At 62.2% G+C, this 20,015-nt stretch carries 16 protein-coding genes, 2 tRNA genes and 2 pseudogenes; 16 read left to right on the plus strand and 4 right to left on the minus strand.

Annotated elements, in window-relative coordinates; translation table 11 throughout:
* Positions 1-41: 41 nt before the first annotated feature.
* The 9 genes and pseudogenes from hfq (at position 42) to CQW31_RS09335 (ending at position 9,405) form a co-directional block, all read left to right on the plus strand.
* Positions 42-302: an RNA chaperone Hfq gene (gene hfq, locus CQW31_RS09300; protein ID WP_027920748.1), complete on the plus strand. Its 261-nt coding sequence runs from the start codon at positions 42-44 to the stop codon at positions 300-302.
* A 12-nt stretch (positions 303-314) separates the two neighbouring features.
* Positions 315-1,616, plus strand: a complete 1,302-nt coding sequence (gene hflX, locus CQW31_RS09305; RefSeq protein ID WP_054887863.1) for a ribosome rescue GTPase HflX — start codon at positions 315-317, stop codon at positions 1,614-1,616.
* Between the two features lie 96 nt (positions 1,617-1,712).
* The gene (hflK, locus tag CQW31_RS09310) at positions 1,713-2,891 is read left to right on the plus strand and encodes an FtsH protease activity modulator HflK (protein WP_054887862.1); all 1,179 of its coding nucleotides are present in this window, start codon (positions 1,713-1,715) and stop codon (positions 2,889-2,891) included.
* The gene (gene hflC / locus CQW31_RS09315; protein ID WP_054887861.1) at positions 2,891-3,760 is read left to right on the plus strand and encodes a protease modulator HflC; all 870 of its coding nucleotides are present in this window, start codon (positions 2,891-2,893) and stop codon (positions 3,758-3,760) included. The genes hflK and hflC overlap by 1 nt, the downstream gene beginning before the upstream one ends.
* A gap of 301 nt (positions 3,761-4,061) precedes the next feature.
* Entirely contained in the window at positions 4,062-5,249 is a 1,188-nt protein-coding gene (locus tag CQW31_RS09320) for an ATP phosphoribosyltransferase regulatory subunit (protein ID WP_099814350.1), read from the plus strand.
* Positions 5,250-5,305: 56 nt separating this feature from the next.
* A complete protein-coding gene (locus CQW31_RS09325) occupies positions 5,306-6,598 on the plus strand; it encodes an adenylosuccinate synthase (RefSeq protein ID WP_003249542.1) in 1,293 nt (430 codons plus the stop codon).
* Positions 6,599-7,621: 1,023 nt separating this feature from the next.
* A pseudogene (locus CQW31_RS32090) lies at positions 7,622-7,834 on the plus strand (methyl-accepting chemotaxis protein); the annotation flags it as partial.
* 201 nt (positions 7,835-8,035) lie between these two features.
* Complete coding sequence (locus CQW31_RS32095) at positions 8,036-8,740, plus strand: methyl-accepting chemotaxis protein (RefSeq protein WP_371858374.1); 705 nt, start codon at positions 8,036-8,038, stop codon at positions 8,738-8,740.
* Positions 8,741-8,923: 183 nt separating this feature from the next.
* Positions 8,924-9,405, plus strand: a pseudogene (locus CQW31_RS09335) (DUF2867 domain-containing protein).
* Between the two features lie 9 nt (positions 9,406-9,414).
* Here CQW31_RS09335 and CQW31_RS09340 read toward each other — a convergent pair.
* The 4 genes from CQW31_RS09340 to CQW31_RS09355 form a co-directional block, all read right to left on the minus strand.
* Entirely contained in the window at positions 9,415-10,980 is a 1,566-nt protein-coding gene (locus CQW31_RS09340; protein WP_054887857.1) for an iron ABC transporter permease, read from the minus strand.
* A complete protein-coding gene (locus CQW31_RS09345) occupies positions 10,980-11,993 on the minus strand; it encodes an extracellular solute-binding protein (protein ID WP_099814351.1) in 1,014 nt (337 codons plus the stop codon). The genes CQW31_RS09340 and CQW31_RS09345 overlap by 1 nt, the downstream gene beginning before the upstream one ends.
* A gap of 241 nt (positions 11,994-12,234) precedes the next feature.
* Positions 12,235-12,321 (minus strand) — tRNA-Leu (locus tag CQW31_RS09350).
* An 88-nt stretch (positions 12,322-12,409) separates the two neighbouring features.
* Positions 12,410-12,496, minus strand: a tRNA-Leu gene (locus CQW31_RS09355).
* Between the two features lie 272 nt (positions 12,497-12,768).
* Between CQW31_RS09355 and rnr the strand changes: the two genes are divergently transcribed.
* From rnr to dnaB, 7 genes are all read left to right on the plus strand, one after another.
* Positions 12,769-15,345, plus strand: a complete 2,577-nt coding sequence (rnr, locus tag CQW31_RS09360; RefSeq protein WP_099814352.1) for a ribonuclease R — start codon at positions 12,769-12,771, stop codon at positions 15,343-15,345.
* Positions 15,342-16,088, plus strand: a complete 747-nt coding sequence (gene rlmB / locus CQW31_RS09365) for a 23S rRNA (guanosine(2251)-2'-O)-methyltransferase RlmB (protein WP_054887854.1) — start codon at positions 15,342-15,344, stop codon at positions 16,086-16,088. The genes rnr and rlmB overlap by 4 nt, the downstream gene beginning before the upstream one ends.
* 304 nt (positions 16,089-16,392) lie before the next feature.
* Positions 16,393-16,818 (plus strand): 30S ribosomal protein S6, encoded by a 426-nt coding sequence (gene rpsF / locus CQW31_RS09370; RefSeq protein WP_013974420.1) that lies wholly within the window; start codon positions 16,393-16,395, stop codon positions 16,816-16,818.
* A gap of 28 nt (positions 16,819-16,846) precedes the next feature.
* Positions 16,847-17,077 (plus strand): 30S ribosomal protein S18, encoded by a 231-nt coding sequence (gene rpsR / locus CQW31_RS09375; protein ID WP_003249563.1) that lies wholly within the window; start codon positions 16,847-16,849, stop codon positions 17,075-17,077.
* 33 nt (positions 17,078-17,110) lie between these two features.
* The gene (locus CQW31_RS09380; protein ID WP_054887853.1) at positions 17,111-17,974 is read left to right on the plus strand and encodes a hypothetical protein; all 864 of its coding nucleotides are present in this window, start codon (positions 17,111-17,113) and stop codon (positions 17,972-17,974) included.
* Positions 17,975-17,994: 20 nt separating this feature from the next.
* The gene (gene rplI / locus CQW31_RS09385) at positions 17,995-18,441 is read left to right on the plus strand and encodes a 50S ribosomal protein L9 (RefSeq protein WP_054887852.1); all 447 of its coding nucleotides are present in this window, start codon (positions 17,995-17,997) and stop codon (positions 18,439-18,441) included.
* A 111-nt stretch (positions 18,442-18,552) separates the two neighbouring features.
* Positions 18,553-19,950, plus strand: coding sequence for a replicative DNA helicase (gene dnaB, locus CQW31_RS09390; RefSeq protein ID WP_054887913.1), 1,398 nt, complete (start codon positions 18,553-18,555; stop codon positions 19,948-19,950).
* Positions 19,951-20,015: the final 65 nt, after the last annotated feature.

Consider the following 20,015-nt stretch of genomic DNA (forward strand, 5'->3'; position numbering starts at 1 on the left):
TTTTTCTGATTTTTCTATTTATCCTTACAGGAGTGCGGCATATGTCAAAAGGGCATTCGCTACAAGACCCTTACTTGAACCAACTGAGAAAAGAAAAGGTCCCGGTATCGATCTATCTGGTCAACGGGATCAAGCTGCAGGGCTCGATCGAATCCTTCGACCAGTTCGTGGTGCTGCTGAAGAACACCGTCAGCCAAATGGTCTACAAGCACGCCATCTCGACCGTGGTACCTGCCCGTCCGGTTCGCCTGCCAAGCCCGTCCGATTCCGAACACGGCGACAGCGAGCCAGGCAACGCCTGATAGGAGCCTGCATTGTTCTTTGAGCGCCACGGTGGTGGTGAGCGAGCGTTGCTCGTTCACTTGGAAGGTCAGAACCCTGAGGCGCGCGAAGACCCGCAGGAGTTTCAGGAACTGGCACTGTCGGCCGGAGCCGACATCGTCTCGTTGGCCACGGTAGCCAGGCATCAGCCTACGGCCAAATACCTGATTGGCAGCGGCAAGGTCGAGGAGTTGCGCGACCTGGTCAAAGCCGAACAGGTAGACCTGGTGATTTTCAATCACACCCTCACGCCCAGTCAGGAGCGCAACCTCGAGCGAGTCTTCGAGTGTCGCGTGCTTGACCGAACCGGGCTGATCCTCGATATCTTCGCCCAGCGGGCGCGTACCCATGAAGGCAAGCTGCAGGTCGAACTGGCCCAGCTCGACCACATGAGCACGCGGCTGGTGCGCGGCTGGACTCACCTTGAGCGGCAAAAGGGGGGGATTGGCTTGCGTGGCCCGGGTGAAACCCAGCTGGAAACCGACCGCCGTCTGTTGCGGGTACGTATCCGCCAGATCAAGGGGCGCCTGGAAAAGGTGCGCAGCCAGCGTGAGCAGGCCCGTCGTGGCCGCAAGCGCGCGGATATCCCGTCGGTGTCGCTGGTCGGCTATACCAACGCCGGCAAGTCCACGCTGTTCAATGCCCTGACTGAATCCGAGGTCTACGCGGCGGACCAGTTGTTCGCCACGCTTGACCCGACCCTGCGCCGGCTCGAATTGGCCGACCTGGGGCCGATCGTGCTGGCCGATACCGTGGGTTTCATTCGCCACCTGCCGCACAAGCTGGTCGAGGCATTTCGGGCTACGCTCGAAGAATCGAGCAACTCGGACCTGCTGCTGCATGTGATCGACGCCCATGAGCCAGAGCGCATGGAGCAGATCGAGCAAGTGCTGGCCGTGTTGGGCGAGATTGGTGCCGAAAGCTTGCCGATCCTTGAGGTCTATAACAAACTCGACCTGCTCGAAGATGTCGAGCCACAGATTCAGCGCGATGCCGATGGCAAGCCGCAGCGGGTCTGGGTGTCGGCACGAGATGGACGTGGCCTGGAGCTGGTCGGCCAGGCGATTGCCGAGTTGCTGGGGGATGATCTGTTTGTCGGTACCCTGTGTCTGGAGCAGCGTTTTGCCCGCTTGCGCGCGCAATTCTTTGCCCTGGGTGCCGTGCAGAGTGAAGAGCATGACGAAGAAGGGCGCAGCCTGCTGAGCGTTCGCCTGCCCAGGGTCGAGTTGAATCGCCTGGTCAGTCGCGAAGGCATGGAGCCGCAAGTGTTTGTCGAGCAACACACTTTGCAATAAATGCCCGGTGAGGTCACCGGGCAGCAGTGGCAGGCATTCTGTAGCATTGGACGGCGCGCCGTGGGCGCGTCTTTGCTTTATCAGATGGAGAGCGCTATGGCTTGGAACGAGCCGGGTGGCAACTCGAACAATCAGGATCCCTGGGGCGGCCGTCGCGGTGGCGGCGGTGGTGGCGACAAGAAGGGTCCGCCGGATCTGGACGAGGCCTTCCGCAAGCTGCAGGACAGCCTGAACGGCATGTTCGGCAGTGGCAAGAAACGTGGCGGCGGTGACCGCAATGTCGGCAAGGGGGGCGGCTACGGCCTGCTGGGCATCGGCCTGGCGGTGCTTGCTGCAATCTGGCTGTACAGCGCCGTGTACGTGGTCGATGAGCAGGAGCAGGCCGTGGTGCTGCGCTTCGGCAAGTACTATGAGACGGTCGGTCCCGGCCTGAACATCTACTTCCCGCCAATTGATCGCAAGTACATGGAAAACGTCACGCGCGAGCGTGCCTACACCAAGCAGGGGCAGATGCTCACCGAAGACGAGAACATCGTCGAGGTGCCGCTGACCGTCCAGTACAAGATCAGCAACCTGCAGGACTTCGTGCTCAACGTCGACCAGCCCGAGGTCAGCCTGCAGCATGCGACCGACAGCGCCCTGCGCCACGTGGTGGGTTCCACCTCGATGGACCAGGTGCTGACCGAGGGCCGTGAGCAGATGGCCGTGGATATCCGCGAGCGCCTGCAGCGTTTCCTCGACAACTACCGCACGGGTATCACCGTCACCCAGGTCAACGTACAGAGCGCGGCGGCCCCGCGTGAAGTGCAGGAAGCCTTCGACGACGTGATCCGTGCCCGCGAAGATGAGCAGCGTGCCCGTAACCAGGCCGAGTCCTACGCCAATGGCGTGGTGCCGGAAGCCCGCGGTCAGGCCCAGCGCATCATCGAGGACGCCAACGGTTACCGCGACGAAGTCATCGCCCGCGCCAAGGGTGAGGCTGACCGCTTCAGCAAACTGGTCAGCGAGTACCGCAAGGCACCTGAGGTGACCCGTCAGCGTCTGTATCTGGAGACCATGCAAGAGGTCTACAGCAATTCGAGCAAGGTCCTGGTCACGGCCAAGGATGGGCAGAACAACCTGCTCTACCTGCCGCTGGACAAGATGGTCGAAGGCAGCCGCAACACGGCCGCGCCAGGCGCCAGCGTCAGCCCGTCGGTCAACGATGCGGCCGCGCGTGCGGCGCAGGACCTGCAACAGCAACAGCCGCCACTGCGTACTAGGGAGAGCCGCTGATGAGCAACCGATCGCTGATCGCCCTGATTGCCGCCGTGGTTCTGGCCATTGTGGCCTGGAACAGCTTCTACATCGTGTCCCAGACCGAGCGTGCAGTGCTGCTGCGCTTCGGTAAGGTGGTCCAGGCGGATGTCCAGCCGGGCCTGCATGTGAAGATTCCGTACGTGAACCAGGTACGCAAGTTCGACGCACGCCTGATGACCCTCGACGCCCCGACCCAGCGGTTCCTGACCCTGGAGAAGAAAGCGGTGATGGTCGACGCCTATGCCAAGTGGCGCGTCAAGGATGCAGAGCGCTTCTACACCGCCACTTCCGGCATGAAGCAGATTGCCGACGAGCGTCTGTCGCGTCGTCTGGAAAGCGGCCTGCGTGACCAGTTCGGTAAACGTACCCTGCACGAGGTGGTTTCCGGTGAACGTGACGCGTTGATGGCTGACATCACCGCATCGCTGAACCGCATGGCCAGCAAGGAGTTGGGTATCGAGGTCATCGACGTGCGCGTCAAGGCCATCGACTTGCCGAAGGAAGTCAACCGCAGCGTGTTCGACCGCATGAGTACCGAGCGTGAGCGTGAGGCCCGCGAGCACCGCGCCAAAGGTAACGAGCTGGCCGAAGGTATTCGCGCCGATGCCGACCGTCAGCGCCGTGTACTGCTGGCCGAAGCCTACCGCGAGGCGGAAGAGACCCGCGGTGATGGCGACGCCCAGGCGGCCGCCATCTACGCCAAGGCCTACACCCAGGACGCCGATTTCTATGCGTTCTACCGTAGCCTGCAGGCGTACCGCGAGAGCTTCTCGAGCAAGAGCGACGTGCTGGTCCTGGATGCGAAGAACGAGTTCTTCCGCTTCCTGGACAAGAGCAAGCCGTGACGCTCAGGCCCTGATTTCCATGCAGCGGCACCCCGCCTGGCAGCTAAAACACCAGGCGGGGTGCATCCTGTATGAAAAGGGGTGTATGATGAGGCAGCCGGGAAATTTCCCGGCTTTTTTGCGTCTGCAAGGTTGATTGGCAAAGCGCCAGTTGACGGTTTGGTCAGGTCGCAAGGCAATTTGAGGGTATCGGGTACGGTGGCTGCGCTGGGATCAGTGCTGCCCGCTGCTGTGCGCGATACCGGCTTTACTGACGGCTCGCCAGCTGGCAAGCCGCCCGGACCAGAGGGGAAATGGCGTAATGGCAACGGTAGACCGCTGGCTGCTGCCAGATGGCATCGAGGAAGTACTGCCACCTGAGGCTGCGCGTATCGAGATCGCGCGCCGCCAGGTGTTGGACCTGTTCCAGAGTTGGGGCTACGAGCTGGTCGTCACCCCGCATATCGAGTACCTGGAGTCGCTGCTCACCGGCGCCGGCCAGGACCTGGATCAGCGCACCTTCAAGGTGGTCGACCCGCAGTCCGGTCGCCTGATGGGCTTCCGCGCCGACTTCACCCCGCAGGTCGCGCGCATCGACGCCCATACCCTGCGCCGCGAAGGCCCGAGCCGCCTGTGCTATGCCGGTAGCGTGCTGCACGCCCAGCCACGTGCCTTGTCCACCTCGCGCAGCCCGATTCAGCTGGGTGCAGAGCTGTACGGCGACGCCAGCCCGACCAGCGATGTCGAAGTGATCAGCCTGATGCTCGCCACGCTGCAGTTGACCGACGTTGCCGATGTGCACATGGACCTCGGCCACGTCGGGATCTACCGCGGCCTGGCCCGTGCCGCCGGCCTGTCGGGCGCGGTCGAACAGCAGTTGTTCGATGCCCTGCAGCGCAAATCGGTTGATGAAGTACAGGCGCTGACTGCCGATTTGCCGAAGGACTTGGGCAACATGCTGCGCGCCCTGGTCGAACTGTGCGGTGGTCGAGAAGTGCTGGCTGAAGCGCGAGTGCGCCTGGGTCGTGCCCCGGCCAGCGTATTGGCGGCGCTCGACGACCTGCTGGCGATCGCCGATCGCCTGGCGTCGCGCTTCCCGGAGCTGCCGCTGTACTTCGACCTCGGCGAGCTGCGCGGTTACCACTATCACACGGGCGTGGTGTTCGCCGTGTTCGTTCCGGGCGAAGGTCAGTCCATCGCCCAGGGCGGCCGCTATGACGACATCGGCGCCGACTTTGGCCGGGCACGCCCGGCCACCGGTTTCTCCACGGATTTGAAGACCCTGGTCACACTGGGGCGAGCGGAGGTCGTATTGTCAACTGGCGGCATCTGGATGCCGGACAGTGGCGACGCGGCCCTCTGGCAGCAGGTCTGCCAGTTGCGCAACGAGGGCCAGCGTGTGGTCCAGGCTCTGCCTGGCCAGCCGTTGAGTGCTGCTCTCGAGGCGGATTGTGATCGGCAATTGATTCAGCAAGACGGGCGCTGGCAGGTTCTGCCGCTGGCCCAGTGAGTTTCTGCGTCGGCAGTAGGCCGGCAACCAAGTTTGCGTGAATGAGGACCAATGTAATGGGTAAGAATGTCGTCGTCCTGGGCACCCAGTGGGGTGATGAGGGCAAAGGCAAGATCGTCGATCTGCTGACCGAACATGCTGCCGCCGTAGTGCGCTACCAAGGTGGCCACAACGCGGGCCACACCCTGGTGATCAACGGTGAGAAAACCGTTCTGCACCTGATTCCCTCGGGCATCCTGCGTGAAGGCGTACAGTGCCTGATCGGCAACGGCGTGGTCGTTGCTCCGGACGCCTTGATGCGTGAAATCACCAAGCTGGAAGAGAAGGGCGTACCGGTGCGCGAGCGCCTGCGCATCTCCCCGGCTGCGCCGCTCATCCTGTCGTACCACGTGGCCCTGGACCAGGCCCGTGAAAAAGCCCGTGGCGAAGCCAAGATCGGTACCACCGGCCGCGGCATCGGCCCAGCCTACGAAGACAAGGTCGCACGCCGCGGCCTGCGCGTTGGCGACCTGTTCCACCGCGAGCGTTTCGCTGCCAAGCTGGGTGAGCTGCTGGACTACCACAACTTCCAGCTGGTGAACTACTACAAAGAGCCGGCCATCGACTTCCAGCAGACCCTGGACGAGTGCATGGCCTACGCTGAACAGCTCAAGCCGATGATGCTCGACGTTACCGCCGAGCTGCATAACCTGCGTCGCGCTGGCAAGGACATCATGTTCGAAGGCGCCCAGGGTTCGCTGCTGGACATCGACCACGGTACCTACCCGTACGTCACCAGCTCCAACACCACCGCTGGCGGTATCTCCACCGGTTCTGGCGTGGGTCCGATGTACCTCGACTACATCCTGGGCATCACCAAGGCCTACACCACTCGCGTGGGTTCCGGTCCGTTCCCGACCGAACTGTTCGACGAGACCGGCGCCACCCTGGCCAAGCGCGGCCACGAGTTTGGTTCGACCACCGGCCGTGCCCGCCGTTGCGGCTGGTTCGATGCCGTCATCCTGCGTCGCGCCATCGACGTCAACAGCATCTCGGGCATCTGCCTGACCAAGCTGGACGTGCTGGACGGCCTGGAAACCATCAACATCTGCGTTGGCTACAAGAACGAGAACGGTGCCGTCATTGACGCCCCGTCCGATGCCGACAGCTACATCGGCCTGGAGCCGGTGTACGAAGAGATGCCAGGCTGGAGCGAATCGACCCTGGGCGTGAAAACCCTGGAAGAGCTGCCACAAGCTGCGCGTGACTACATCAAGCGCATTGAAGAGCTGGTAGGCGCGCCGATCGACATCATTTCGACCGGCCCGGACCGCAACGAGACCATCGTCCTGCGTCATCCGTTCGCCTGATCTGCCCTCCAGGCTGATCTGACGCCGCGGTCCTGAAAAGGATCGCGGCGTTTTTATTTGTGGGTTTACCCGCGAAGAGGCCAGTACAGGAAAACTCATTGCTAGACCTTGGCGTTTTTCCCTGCTGTATACGGCACAACCCTTGCTGTAAGAAGTTTCTGTAGATGCCATCAAAATAGTGGCGCCAGAAAACACGAGGGTTACACCGTGTCTGCCATCCTTTCACTGTTACGAAGCCGCCTCTTGCGGCCTGTGTTTGTTGCCCTTGGTATCGCCCTTTTGGTGCAAGTGCTGGTGGCCGTTGCGCTGACCCGCAGCACCGTGACGGCTTTGGAGGCCGACCTGGGGGAGCGTTTGGGCAAAGACAGCCGCCAGCTCGCCAGCGAGCTGGAGCAGGCCGGGCAAGATGTTCGCGGGGGCCTGGAGAGCCTCTCCAGCAGCACCCGTCAGCGCTTGAGCGCGGGCCTTTCCACGCGGCTGCAGGACGAACAGCAGCAGTTGCGGGCCACCCTGGAGAAAAACCTCAAGGATTCGGCCAACGACATGGCCGAGCTGCTGGCATCGGTCGCCCCGCGGGCGATCTGGGACAACGATGTGCCGATGCTCTCCGACTTCGCTCGCCGCGCCCAGCGCAACCCCAACGTGCTGTTCGTGATTTATGACGATGCCCAGGGCCAGCACCTTACCCGCTACTTGAACCGGCAGAATCCGATCAACCAGGCCTTGATCGAGAAGGGCCAGGGTGAGAGAGCGCTGGATAAGGTGCTCGATGCTGCGCGTCGCGATCCATCGGTGTATTTCGTCGAAGCGTCGATCAACCCCAATGGTGCCGAGATCGGCAAAGTGCTGATGGGGGTTTCCACGGCCGGTGTTGACCAGCAGCTCAAGGCTCTCGACCAGCGGTTCAGTGCCCTGATCGCCAGCGGTGAGCAACTGGTTGGCGATAGCCTGGGTGCGGCGGCCGCCGACAGTGGCAAGGCCCTGCGCGAGCGCCTGCAAACCGCGCAGGCCAGCGCCAGCGCGATGCAGGCCAACACCGCACAGACCGTGCGCGATGCGGCTGCCGAGCTGCGTTGGCGGATTGGCCTGGGCCTGGTGGTGGTCGGCCTGGGTGTGCTGCTGGTGGTCGCCGTGGTGCTGGGTCGCCGCGTGCTCAGCAAGCTGCGCCTGCTGATTGCAGCGCTCAACGATCTGGCTGCCGGCGAAGGCGACCTGACCAAGCGCGTGACCCTCGACAGCCGCGACGAGATCGGTGACATGGCGTCGGCGGTCAACCGCTTTGTCGACAAGCTGCAGCCTATCGTCCGCGAAGCCGGTGAGGTGGCCCAGCGTACCGGGGTCGAGATCGGCACCATGGCCCAGCGCAACGCCGGTGCCGATGCCGCAGCGGCGTTGCAGCGTGATGAAGTGGCCGCCAGCCTGCGCGACCTGTCGAGCATGGCTGACGAGGCCCAGGCCGAAAGCCACGCCATGCAGGCGGCGTTGCAGCAGGTCGTGGACATTCGCCAGGCAACCGACGAGAACAGCCGTTCCTCCACGCAACTGGCGAGCCTGATCGAGAACCTGGCCGGCCAGGTCGAAACGGGTTCGCAGGTGATCGAGCGTCTTGCCAAGCAGAGCGAGCAGATCGAAGTGGTGCTGACTGTCATCCATGGTATTGCCGAGCAGACCAACCTGCTGGCCCTTAATGCTGCAATCGAAGCTGCGCGCGCTGGTGAGACGGGTCGCGGCTTTGCCGTGGTGGCCGATGAGGTGCGAGCGCTGGCGAGCAAGACCCAAAGCTCTACCGGCGACATCCAGGCGCACATTGCTGCCCTGCAGAAAGGTGCCAAGGAGGCGGTAGCGACCATCAGCCAGGCCGGGCTCAAGGCCAGCGAAGGGCTGTTGGTGTTGCGGGACAACGAGCGTCGCCAGCAGTCGGTGCAGGCCGCCGTGGAGCAGGTGCACGCGGCGATCGGCCTGGCGACCCGCGCTGCTGAGCAGCAGGCCAGCGGCGCGCAGGCAGTGCGCGGGCGAGTGGAGAACATCCATGCCCAGGCCGAGCGCTCGGCCGAGGTGGTGATGCAGACCACGGCCAGCAGCAAGGTGCTGGATGACTTGGCGGCCCAATTGCGCGCCAGCCTGGGTCAGTTCAGGGCTTGAAACCTGCGCGGTCCCTTGTAGGAGCGGCCTTGTGTCGCGAAAGGGCTGCGCAGCAGGCCTGGGATTTCTGCTTCAACGCTGAAATTGCCGGGGCCGCTTTGCGGCCCTTTCGCGACACAAGGCCGCTCCTACAGCGAGTCATGTTGCTATGCTGTCGGCGACACATGACAAAGGGAGTTGCTCATGTCCGCTCAATTGGTCGCCGCCCAGGCCGACCTGGATTTCCTGCACAGTGACCGCGTACAGCTCACTGCCCCGATGACGGCCCTGCAAGCCTACTGCGCCATGACCTCGAATGTCCCAGGCTGGCTGGCCAGGGCCTTCCGCATTCGCGACTTCATCTCCCGTCGTTTCAATGTCGCCGATATCCACGGCTTCTCTACCCGCGATCCAGCGCATGTGCCAGCTGTCGGCGAACATCTGGACTTCTTCACCGTCGAGGCCATCAGCGACGAGCAATTGGTGCTGACTTCGCGTGATACGCACTTGGCGGTGATGGTCTGCATGGATGTCGAAGGGCAGCGCTTGAAAGTGACCACGTCGTGCGGTGTTTCAACGCCTTTGGCCGGCTGTACATGCTGCCGGTAGGCCTGGCCCATGGGTCTATCGTGAAGCGCATGCTGCGCAATATCGAAAGCCGTGGCCCAGGCCGCCAGGCGGCCTGAGCCGTGGGCTCATGCCTTGTTCAGGTACATCCGCGTAGTCAGCAGATAGACAGGCAAACCCGACACCACAATCAGCAGCGCCGCATAAGGCGCCGCCGCTGCGAACTCGACGTTGGCGGTATGCGCCCAGACCTCGGTGGCCAGGGTGGTCATGCCTGTCGGACTGAGCAGCAGGGTAGCGGTCAGCTCCTTCATGGCATCGAGGAACACCAGCGCGAAAGCCGCCGCCATCGCAGGGAAGATGATCGGCAAGGTTACCCGGCAAAACGCGGCGAAGCTGCTCGCACCCAGCGTGCGTGCGGCTTCTTCTAGCGTTGGCGATGCCTTGTTCAGTGCAGTACGCACCGGTGACTGCGCCAGGGGCAGGAACAGCAGCGCATAGGCCAGCAGCAACAGCGCGGTGGTCTGGTACAGGGCCGGCACGTAGTGCAGCGAGAACACCACCAGGGTCAGGGCGATCACCAGGCCGGGCAGGGCGTGCAGCAGGTACGGCAAGCGTTCGGCCCAGATCGCCAGGCGGCCTTTGTAGCGCACCACCAGGAAGCTGACTGGCAGGGCCAGCAGCACACAGAAGCCTGCGCCACCCAGCGAGACCGACAGCGAAGTCAGCAGCGCTTTACTGATCGCCGCCACCGGGAAGGCGGCCGACGAACCCACGCTCAGCCAGTAACCCAGCATGGCCAGCGGGATGCCGCTGCCGAGAATCGCCAAGGCCAGGCAAAACAGCTGCGCCAACGGCGTCCAGCCACGCAGGCGCACCGGTTGCCCACGGCGGGCCACGCCCTGGCCGATACGCACATGACGGGCCTTGCCGCGCACGCGCAGTTCCAGCCACAGCATCAGCAGGCACAGTGCGAGCAGCACGGCCGACAGCATGGCGGCGTTGGCGTTGCTGAATTCCAGCTCGAATTGCTGGTAGATCGCCGTGGTGAAGGTCTGCAGGCCAAGGATCGACAGCGCGCCGAACTCGACCAGCATGTGCAACGCAATCAGCAGTGCGCCGCCGAGCATCGACGGCCACAGCAGCGGCAGGGTGATCTTGCGGAACACGCCCCAGCGGCTGTAGCCCAGGGTGCGTGCCGACTCTTCAAGCGACGTATCGAGGTTGCGCAGGGTTGCCGCCACCGGCAGGAACACCAGCGGGTACTTGGACAGTGCCATGACCAGGATCGCACCGCCCAAGCCTTCGAAGTCCGAGCTCAGCGATACCCAGGTGAAGCTGCTGACGAACGACGGCACCGCGAACGGCAGGCACAGCACCACGCCCCACAGCCGGCGGCCGGGCAGGTTGCTGCGCTCCAGTAGCCAGGCCAGGGCCAGGCCAACCACCAGGCACGCCAGCGTCACCCCGGCCATCAGCATCAAGGTGTTGCGCATCAGCCCCCAGACGAAAGGGCGCCAGAGCAGGTGCAGGGCTTCGCGCCAGCCGGCCTCCCAGGCTTTCATAGCGACGTACAGCAGCGGCAGCAAGCTCATCGCCACCAGGAACAGCACAGGCAGCAGCACCCAGATCGAGGGGCGCTTGCGGCGCGGCACGTAACGTACCGGCACCGGCTCGGACAGGGCGGCAGTCATCAGAGCAGACCGACCTCGCGTTCAAGCTCGATCGCTTCTTCGGCATTGCCCAGGTCGGCTGGCGAGATTTTCGGCGGGCGCAGGTCCTCGAACGGCTTCAGGCCACGGTCGGACACCATGCCCTTGTGCAACGGGTACTCGGCGGTGGTCTGGGTGATCACGCGCTGGCCTTCTTCACTGGCCATCCAGTTGAGCAAGGCCTGGGCTTCCTTCGGATGCTTGCTGGCCTTGACCGCGGCCGCGCCGGAGATGGTCACCAGGTTGCCGGCGTCGCCGTCGGCCAGGTAGTACAGCTTGGAGTCGAGCTTGCCGCGTTCGCGCTCCAAGGCATACCAGTAGTAGTTGTTGACCAGTACGGCGGCGACTTCGCCTTTTTCCACGGCCTTGAGGGCGACCATGTTGTTGGTGTAGGTCTTGCCGAAGGCTTTCAGGCCAGTCAGCCATTCTTCGGTGGCTTCACGCCCGTGCATCTTCAGGATGGCTACAGCTTGCTCCTGAAATGCGCCACTGGTTGGCACGTAGCCGACGCGGCCTTCCCACTCAGGGCCGGCGAAGTCCATCACGGTGGTCGGCAGGTCTTTTTCGTCGACTTTCTTCGGGTTGTACACCACCACGCGGGTGCGGGCGGTCACGCCCATCCAGGTGCCGTTGGCGCCAACGTATTCCTTGGGCAGCATGTTCAGCGTGGCGTCGTCGATCTTCGCCAGCAGGCCCAGTTCGCCCAGGTTGTTCAGTGGCGGAGATTCTTCGGTATAGATGATGTCGGCCGGCGAGCGGTCGCCTTCTTCGATGATCTGGCTGGCCAGCTGGTTGCTGCTGCCCTTGCGGATATTGATATGGATACCGGTCTTGGCCTCGTAGGCCTTGGCGATGGCTTCGCCGATTTCCTTGTGCTGGCCGTTGTACATGGTCAGCGTGACCGGTTCATCTGCCAGGGCGGCCGGAGCGCCGATCACCAGGCTCAGAACTGCGGCAGCCAGTGTACGCATCAGCGGTTGCGGGCGGATCGTCATGCGGGTACTTCCTCGCTTACGGCTTCATATTCGGAAACAATGGTAAACGAAATCGTTTCTCAAGTGGCCGGGTGACAAGAAATTCATCGGCAGACGAAAGTACAACCCATGAAGGTGTGCCTGCAGTGCTGGCCTCTTCGCGGGCAAGCCCGCTCCCGCAGGGTTGTGGTGGGCATTGGGGGAGGGGATATAAAAATCGCAGGCAAGAAAAAACCCACTAGCAAGCTAGTGGGTTTTTATATGGTGCCCAGGAGAAGACTCGAACTTCCACGACCGTTAAGTCACTGATACCTGAAACCAGCGCGTCTACCAATTCCGCCACCTGGGCAAAGCTTTACATCATCTGGAGAAGGCGACTATCGTTCGCTTTCACACAGTAGTAACAGATCCTTGGTCATCTGTTACCAGAAAATTTTTGGTGCCCAGGAGAAGACTCGAACTTCCACGACCTTGCGGTCACTGATACCTGAAACCAGCGCGTCTACCAATTCCGCCACCTGGGCACACATTCGAGATTAAAAGATGCTTTACAGCGCCGTTCATCTCTACTACAACTTCGGGCTTGTCCGTCGTTGTGGTGCGCACTATACGGACGGTCCTGGGGGCTGTAAACCCCCCAAGCGAAAAAAATTTCAAAAAATTCAACTTGTTGATTCCGAAGGCCTATTGCTCCCCTCTACAGACTGCAGCGGGGGCTGTCCAAGGCTGACATTTCCGGTTTCAATACACACATGCCAGAATTCCTATCTATATACCCCAAGGTGAACCCCTTCTGATGGCCGATTGGCAATCCCTCGATCCCGAGGCCGCTCGCGAAGCGGAAAAATACGACAACCCCATTCCCAGCCGTGAGCTGATCCTGCAGCGCCTCGCCGACCGTGGCGAACCGGCCGCGCGCGAGGAGCTGGCGGCAGAGTTCGGTCTTTATGAAGAAGACCAGATCGAAGCCCTGCGCCGCCGCCTGCGTGCCATGGAACGTGACGGCCAGCTTATCTATACCCGGCGCGGCACTTATGCCCCGGTAGACAAGCTGGACCTGATCTGTGGCCGTGTCTCCGGTCACCGTGACGGCTTTGGCTTCCTTATCCCCGATGACGGCAGCGAAGACCTGTTCCTCAGCCCGTCGCAGATGCGCCTGGTGTTCGACGGCGACCGTGGCCTGGCCCGCGTCTCGGGCGTCGACCGCCGTGGTCGTCGCGAAGGCGTGCTGGTCGAGGTCATCTCCCGGGCGCATGAAAGCGTGGTCGGCCGCTACTTCGAAGAAGGCGGGATTGGCTACGTGACCCCGGACAATCCGAAGATCCAGCAGGAAGTGCTGGTGACGGCCGGGCGTAACGGTGGCGCCAAGATTGGCCAGTTCGTCGAGATCAAGATCACCCACTGGCCTACGCCGCGCTTCCAGCCACAGGGTGATGTGGTCGAGGTGATCGGCAACTACATGGCCCCGGGCATGGAAATCGACGTTGCCCTGCGCAGCTATGACATTCCCCATGTCTGGCCCAACGATGTGGTCAAGGAAGCGCGCAAGTTCCGCTCCGAAGTCGAAGAGAAAGACAAGGAAAAGCGCATCGACCTGCGCCACCTGCCGTTCGTCACCATCGACGGCGAGGATGCCCGCGACTTCGATGACGCCGTCTATTGCGAACCGTTGGGCAAGCTGCGCATGTTCTCTGGCGGCTGGCGCCTGTACGTGGCGATCGCCGACGTCTCCAGCTACGTGCGCCTGGGCTCGGCCCTGGACAACGAAGCCCAGCAGCGTGGCAACTCGGTGTATTTCCCAGAGCGCGTGGTGCCGATGCTCCCCGAGGAGCTGTCCAATGGCCTGTGCTCGCTGAACCCGCATGTCGACCGCCTGGCCATGGTCTGCGAAATGACCATGAACAAAGCCGGCCAGATGGTCGACTACCAGTTCTACGAGGGGGTGATCCATTCCCATGCCCGCCTGACCTACAACAAGGTCAGCAGCATGCTCGAGCATGCCCGTACCCGTGAGGGCAAGGCGCTGCGCGAGGAATACAAGGAAGTCGTGCCGCACCTCAAGAACCTGTACAACCTGTACAAGGTGCTGCTGGACGCCCGTCACGCCCGGGGTGCCATCGATTTCGAGACCCAGGAAACCCGCATCATCTTCGGTGACGAGCGCAAGATCGCGGAAATCCGCCCGACCGTGCGCAACGATGCCCACAAGCTGATCGAAGAGTGCATGCTGGCGGCCAACGTCGCCACCGCAGCGTTCCTGCAGAAGCATGAAGTGCCTGCCCTTTACCGTGTGCACGACGGCCCACCGCCCGAGCGTCTGGAAAAACTGCGTGCTTTCCTCGGCGAGCTGGGCCTGACCCTGCACAAGGGCAAGGACCCGTCGCCGAAGGACTACCAGGCCCTGCTGGCAAGCATCGCCGGGCGCCCGGACTTCCACCTGATCCAGACCGTGATGCTGCGCTCGCTGAGCCAGGCGGTGTACAGCACCGACAACAACGGCCACTTCGGCTTGAACTACGAGGCGTACACCCACTTCACCTCGCCGATCCGCCGTTACCCCGACCTGCTGGTGCACCGCGCCATCCGCAGCATCATCCGCTCCAAGGTCGATACCCCGCACGTCAAGCGCGCAGGCGCCATGAGTATTCCCAAGGCGCGTATCTACCCGTATGACGTGAATGCGCTCGACCAGCTCGGTGAGCAGTGCTCGATGACCGAACGCCGTGCCGATGAAGCCACCCGTGACGTGGTCAACTGGCTCAAGTGCGAGTTCATGAAGGATCGCGTGGGCGAGACCTTCCCAGGTGTGATCACGGCAGTCACCGGCTTTGGCCTGTTCGTCGAGCTGACCGACATCTATGTGGAAGGCCTGGTGCACGTCAGTGCGCTGCCGGGCGACTACTACCACTTCGACCCGGTGCACCACCGCCTGTCGGGCGAGCGCACCGGGCGTAGCTTCCGCCTGGGCGACACCATCGAGGTCAAGGTCATGCGCGTCGACCTCGACGAGCGCAAGATCGACTTCGAAGTTTCCGAGCAGCAGCTCAGTGCGCCGATCGGTCGCAAGGGGCGTGGTGCTGCTGCGCCAGTCGCCGGGAAGTCCGAGCCAGTGGCCGAGGCCAAGGCCACGCCAAAACCGCGCAGCCGCAAGAGCGAAACTGCCGAAGCGTACTTCCCCAAAGACGCCGTGCAGCGTAACGCCGAAGTGCGCAAGAGCCGTGAAATGAAGAAGGCGCTGATGAGCGAGGCGCGCAGCGGCGGCCACGCCAGCAGCAAGTCGGAAAAGGGCGGCAAGCCGTCTGGCAAGCCGACCAAGCACCGTAAAGGCCCGTCGAAGTCCGGCGCGCCACGCAAGAGCAAGAACAAGTCATGAGTCAGCTGGAAAAGATCTACGGCGTGCACGCCGTGCAGGCATTGCTGCAACACCATCCGAAGCGGGTCAAGCAGATCTGGCTGTCGGAAGGGCGTAGCGAGCCACGCATACAGGCGTTGCTGGAACTGGCCGCGCAGAACCGCGTGCCGGTCGGCCAGGCCGAGCGCCGTGAGCTGGATGCCTGGGTCGAGGGCGTGCACCAGGGCGTGGTCGCCGAGGTCAGCCCGAGCCAGGTGTGGGGTGAGTTGATGCTTGAGGAACTGCTCGAGCGCAGCGAAACGCCGCCGCTGATCCTGGTACTCGATGGCGTGACCGACCCGCACAACCTTGGCGCTTGCCTGCGCACCGCCGATGCGGCCGGTGCCACGGCGGTGATCGTGCCCAAGGACAAGTCGGCAACCCTGACCCCGGTCGTGCGCAAGGTGGCCTGCGGCGCGGCCGAAGTGATTCCACTGGTGGCCGTGACCAACCTGGCGCGCACCCTGGAGAAGCTGCAGCAGCGTGGCCTGTGGGTGGTTGGCACGGCTGGCGAAGCTGAGCAGGAGATCTACCAGCAGGACCTGACCGGCCCACTGGTAATGATCATGGGTGCGGAAGGCAAGGGCATGCGCCGTCTGACCCGCGAGCATTGCGATTTTCTGGTGAAATTGCCGATGAGCGGTAGCGTCAGCAGCCTGAACGTGTCGGTGGCGACGGGCGTGTGCCTGTTCGAGGCTGTACGCCAGCGTCAGGCCAAGCGCTGATCGTCAGCCTGTACTGGCCTCTTCGCGGCGGTTCGACGCCTCGATAAACCCGCTCCCACAGATGTTGTGCGATCCCTGTAGGAGCGGGCTTGCTCCGCGAAAGGGCCAGTGGCCTGTGAATATATTTCCGGCTGTTCAAATATTCACCAATCACCTTGCTTGTGCGCCACGCCTTCTCTACAATTGCGCCCCTTGCCGAGCTGGCAGGCGCATATGTGCCTCCCCTCCGTGCAAGACATACAGTGTCATTCACTCCTTGTCTGACCAGATTCGCTGGCAGACTACTAACCCGTAAGGAGCATTCATGCGTCATTACGAAATCATCTTCCTGGTTCACCCGGACCAGAGCGAGCAAGTCGGCGGCATGGTTGAGCGTTACACCAAGCTGATCGAAGAAGATGGCGGCAAGATCCACCGCCTGGAAGACTGGGGCCGTCGTCAACTGGCCTACGCAATCAACAATGTTCACAAGGCTCACTACGTGATGCTGAACGTTGAGTGCACCGGCAAGGCCCTGGCCGAGCTGGAAGACAACTTCCGCTACAACGATGCCGTTATCCGTAACCTCGTCATCCGTCGCGACGAAGCCGTAACCGGCCAGTCCGAGATGCTGAAGGCTGAAGAAAACCGCAGCGAGCGCCGTGAGCGTCGTGAGCGTCCTGAGCATGCTGAATCCGCCGACGGCGACGACAGCAATGACAGCGACTCCAGCGATAACGCTGACGAGTAATCCACGGACCTTTAGAGGAGCCTATTAAATGGCACGTTTCTTCCGTCGTCGTAAATTCTGCCGCTTCACTGCTGAAGACGTGAAAGAGATCGACTTCAAAGATCTCAACACCCTGAAAGCTTACGTATCCGAAACCGGCAAGATCGTTCCAAGCCGTATCACCGGTACCAAAGCTCGTTATCAGCGTCAGCTGGCTACCGCTATCAAGCGCGCCCGCTTCCTGGCCCTGCTGCCCTACACCGACAGCCACGGCCGCTGAGACCGGGTCGTCGACAAGCAGTAAGGGATTAGCATGCGAGCGTTAGCAAGTTTCATCATGCGCGGTCGTGTGCAGGCCACCCTGGTGGTGGTCATCAGCGCGGTACTGCCGCTGCTGTTCTGGTTGAGTGCCGCTGCCGGTAGCCTTGTGCTGCTGCGGCGTGGGTTCAAGGATGCTTCAACGGTCATCGCCGGCGGCCTGCTGGCCGGGCTGGCCGTGTGGTTGATGGGCGATCCGATCACCTTCCTGGTGATCGCCGGTGCCCTGGGCCTGGCCGCGCTGTTGCGCGCCGAACATCCCTGGAGCCGTGTGCTGGTCGCCAGTGCCGTGTTTGCCGTGGTTTTCAGCCTCGTGCTCGACATGGCATTGGCACAGACCTTCGATGTGCTGGCCAAGGCGTTTGCCGAAGCCATGCCGAAAATCGAAGGGGAGCCGGTGCTCTCCGGTGAGCTGATCCGCCCTGTGCTGGTCGCTTCCACAGCAGTGACGGTGCAATTGTTCAGCGTGTTGGCCCTGGTGCTGGCGCGTTATTGGCAAGCAGCGTTGTACAACCCTGGAGGCTTCGGTCGCGAATTTCGCGAACTGAGGTTGCCGAAGCAGACCATGGCGGTCTTGGTGGCAGTGATGGTGGTGGCTCCGTTTATCGGGTCGCAATTCATCATCCTGGCATCGGCGTCGAGCCTGGTACTGGTGCTGGCTGGCATCGCCTTGATGCACGGCCTCGTGGCACAGGGGCGACTGGCCGGTTTCTGGCTGGTGGGCATGTACGTGACGTTGCCGCTGATCATGCAGCTGATCTACCCGTTGCTGATGGTCCTGGCCATTGTCGACAGCCTGATTGATTTTCGCGGTCGCAAGTCCCCTCCGGGGAAAGACTCCGCGAACGGTGAAGGTTAAAAGTTAAGAGGTTTTACCAAATGGAACTGATCCTGCTGGAAAAAGTCGCTAACCTGGGCAACCTGGGCGACAAAGTTAAAGTTAAGGCTGGTTACGGCCGTAACTTCCTGCTGCCATTCGGCAAGGCCACCGTTGCCAACGCCGCCAACCTGGCTGCGTTCGAAGAGCGTCGCGCCGAGCTGGAAAAAGCAGCTGCTGAGCGTAAAGCTTCGGCTGAAAGCCGTGCTGCCCAACTGGCCGAGCTGGAAGTGACCATCACTGCCACCGCTGGCGACGAAGGCAAGCTGTTCGGTTCGATCGGCACCCACGACATCGCTGACGCCCTCACCGCCTCCGGCGTTGAAGTAGCTAAAGCTGAAGTTCGTCTGCCGAACGGCACCATCCGTCAGGTTGGCGAATACGACGTAGCCGTGCACCTGCACAGCGACGTTGAAGCCACCGTACGCGTGGTCGTCGTAGCTGCCTAAGCTGCACTGACTGGTGGTCCCTCACGGGATAGCCGGTTAACATCGGGCACGGTCCTGTTCACTCAGGCCGTGCCCTTTGTCTTTTTCATCCTCCAGAATTTTTTCGTGGCCATGAACGAGATCACCAACTCCGAACAGCTCGACCTGCAAACCGCTGCCCTGAAGGTGCCGCCGCATTCCATCGAGGCCGAACAGGCCGTGCTCGGTGGCCTCATGCTGGACAACAACGCCTGGGAGCGGGTATTGGACCAGGTCTCGGATGGCGATTTCTATCGGCATGACCACCGCCTGATCTTCCGTGCCGTGCACAAGCTGGCCGATGCCAACCAGCCATTCGACGTGGTGACCCTGCACGAGCAGCTGGACAAGGAAGGCCTTTCGTCACAGGTTGGCGGCCTGGCATACCTGGCCGAACTGGCCAAGAACACCCCATCGGTGGCCAACATCAAGGCCTACGCCGCGATCATTCGTGAGCGGGCGACCCTGCGCCAGCTGATCAGCATCAGTACCGACATCGCTGACAACGCCTTCAACCCGCAAGGGCGCAATGCCGAGGAAATCCTCGACGATGCCGAGCGGCAGATCTTCCAGATCGCCGAGGCGCGGCCTAAAACCGGTGGCCCGGTGGGTGTCAACGAACTGCTGACCATGGCCATCGACCGCATCGACACGCTGTTCAACTCCGACAGCGACATCACGGGCGTGTCCACCGGCTTCACCGACCTCGACGAGAAGACCAGCGGCCTGCAGCCGGCCGACCTGATCATCGTCGCCGGTCGACCGTCGATGGGTAAGACCACCTTCGCCATGAACCTGGTGGAAAACGCCGTACTGCGTACCGACAAGGCGGTGCTGGTGTTCTCTCTCGAGATGCCAGGTGAATCGCTGATCATGCGTATGCTCTCGTCCCTGGGCCGCATCGACCAGACCAAGGTGCGTTCAGGCCAGCTGGATGACGACGACTGGCCGCGCCTGACCTCGGCGGTCAACCTGCTCAACGATCGCAAGCTGTTCATCGACGATACCGCGGGTATCAGCCCCTCGGAAATGCGTGCGCGTACCCGCCGCCTGGCCCGTGAGCACGGCGAGATCGCCATGATCATGGTCGACTACCTGCAGCTGATGCAGATCCCTGGCTCGGCCGGTGACAACCGGACCAACGAGATTTCCGAGATATCCCGTTCCCTCAAGGCCCTGGCCAAGGAATTCAACTGCCCTGTCATTGCCCTGTCGCAGCTCAACCGCTCCCTGGAACAGCGGCCGAACAAACGCCCGGTGAACTCCGACTTGCGTGAATCTGGTGCAATCGAGCAGGACGCCGACGTCATCATGTTCGTGTACCGCGACGAGGTGTACCACCCCGAAACCGAGCACAAGGGCGTGGCGGAAATCATCATCGGTAAACAGCGTAACGGCCCCATCGGCTTCGTGCGTCTGGCGTTCATCGGCAAGTACACCCGCTTCGAAAACCTTGCGCCGGGTATGTATAACTTCGACGACGACGAATAAGCCTCAGCTTCATGAATCCGACAACCACCGTCGGATTTGGTCAAAATTTGTGCTATATTCCGCGC

Origin of the sequence: Pseudomonas sp. 382 (genome assembly GCF_002759075.1) — a bacterium.
GTDB lineage: Bacteria > Pseudomonadota > Gammaproteobacteria > Pseudomonadales > Pseudomonadaceae > Aquipseudomonas > Aquipseudomonas vlassakiae.

Bases quoted from the DNA above. Each gene is read 5' to 3' on its own strand.
- hfq (WP_027920748.1), top strand. From the start codon at position 42: ATGTCAAAAGGGCATTCGCTACAAGACCCTTACTTGAACCAACTGAGA.
- hflK (WP_054887862.1), top strand. From the start codon at position 1,713: ATGGCTTGGAACGAGCCGGGTGGCAACTCGAACAATCAGGATCCCTGG.
- hflC (WP_054887861.1), top strand. From the start codon at position 2,891: ATGAGCAACCGATCGCTGATCGCCCTGATTGCCGCCGTGGTTCTGGCC.
- CQW31_RS09320 (WP_099814350.1), top strand. From the start codon at position 4,062: ATGGCAACGGTAGACCGCTGGCTGCTGCCAGATGGCATCGAGGAAGTA.
- CQW31_RS09325 (WP_003249542.1), top strand. From the start codon at position 5,306: ATGGGTAAGAATGTCGTCGTCCTGGGCACCCAGTGGGGTGATGAGGGC.
- CQW31_RS32095 (WP_371858374.1), top strand. From the start codon at position 8,036: ATGGCTGACGAGGCCCAGGCCGAAAGCCACGCCATGCAGGCGGCGTTG.
- CQW31_RS09340 (WP_054887857.1), bottom strand. From the start codon at position 10,980: ATGACTGCCGCCCTGTCCGAGCCGGTGCCGGTACGTTACGTGCCGCGC.
- CQW31_RS09345 (WP_099814351.1), bottom strand. From the start codon at position 11,993: ATGACGATCCGCCCGCAACCGCTGATGCGTACACTGGCTGCCGCAGTT.
- rnr (WP_099814352.1), top strand. From the start codon at position 12,769: ATGGCCGATTGGCAATCCCTCGATCCCGAGGCCGCTCGCGAAGCGGAA.
- rlmB (WP_054887854.1), top strand. From the start codon at position 15,342: ATGAGTCAGCTGGAAAAGATCTACGGCGTGCACGCCGTGCAGGCATTG.
- rpsF (WP_013974420.1), top strand. From the start codon at position 16,393: ATGCGTCATTACGAAATCATCTTCCTGGTTCACCCGGACCAGAGCGAG.
- rpsR (WP_003249563.1), top strand. From the start codon at position 16,847: ATGGCACGTTTCTTCCGTCGTCGTAAATTCTGCCGCTTCACTGCTGAA.
- CQW31_RS09380 (WP_054887853.1), top strand. From the start codon at position 17,111: ATGCGAGCGTTAGCAAGTTTCATCATGCGCGGTCGTGTGCAGGCCACC.
- rplI (WP_054887852.1), top strand. From the start codon at position 17,995: ATGGAACTGATCCTGCTGGAAAAAGTCGCTAACCTGGGCAACCTGGGC.
- dnaB (WP_054887913.1), top strand. From the start codon at position 18,553: ATGAACGAGATCACCAACTCCGAACAGCTCGACCTGCAAACCGCTGCC.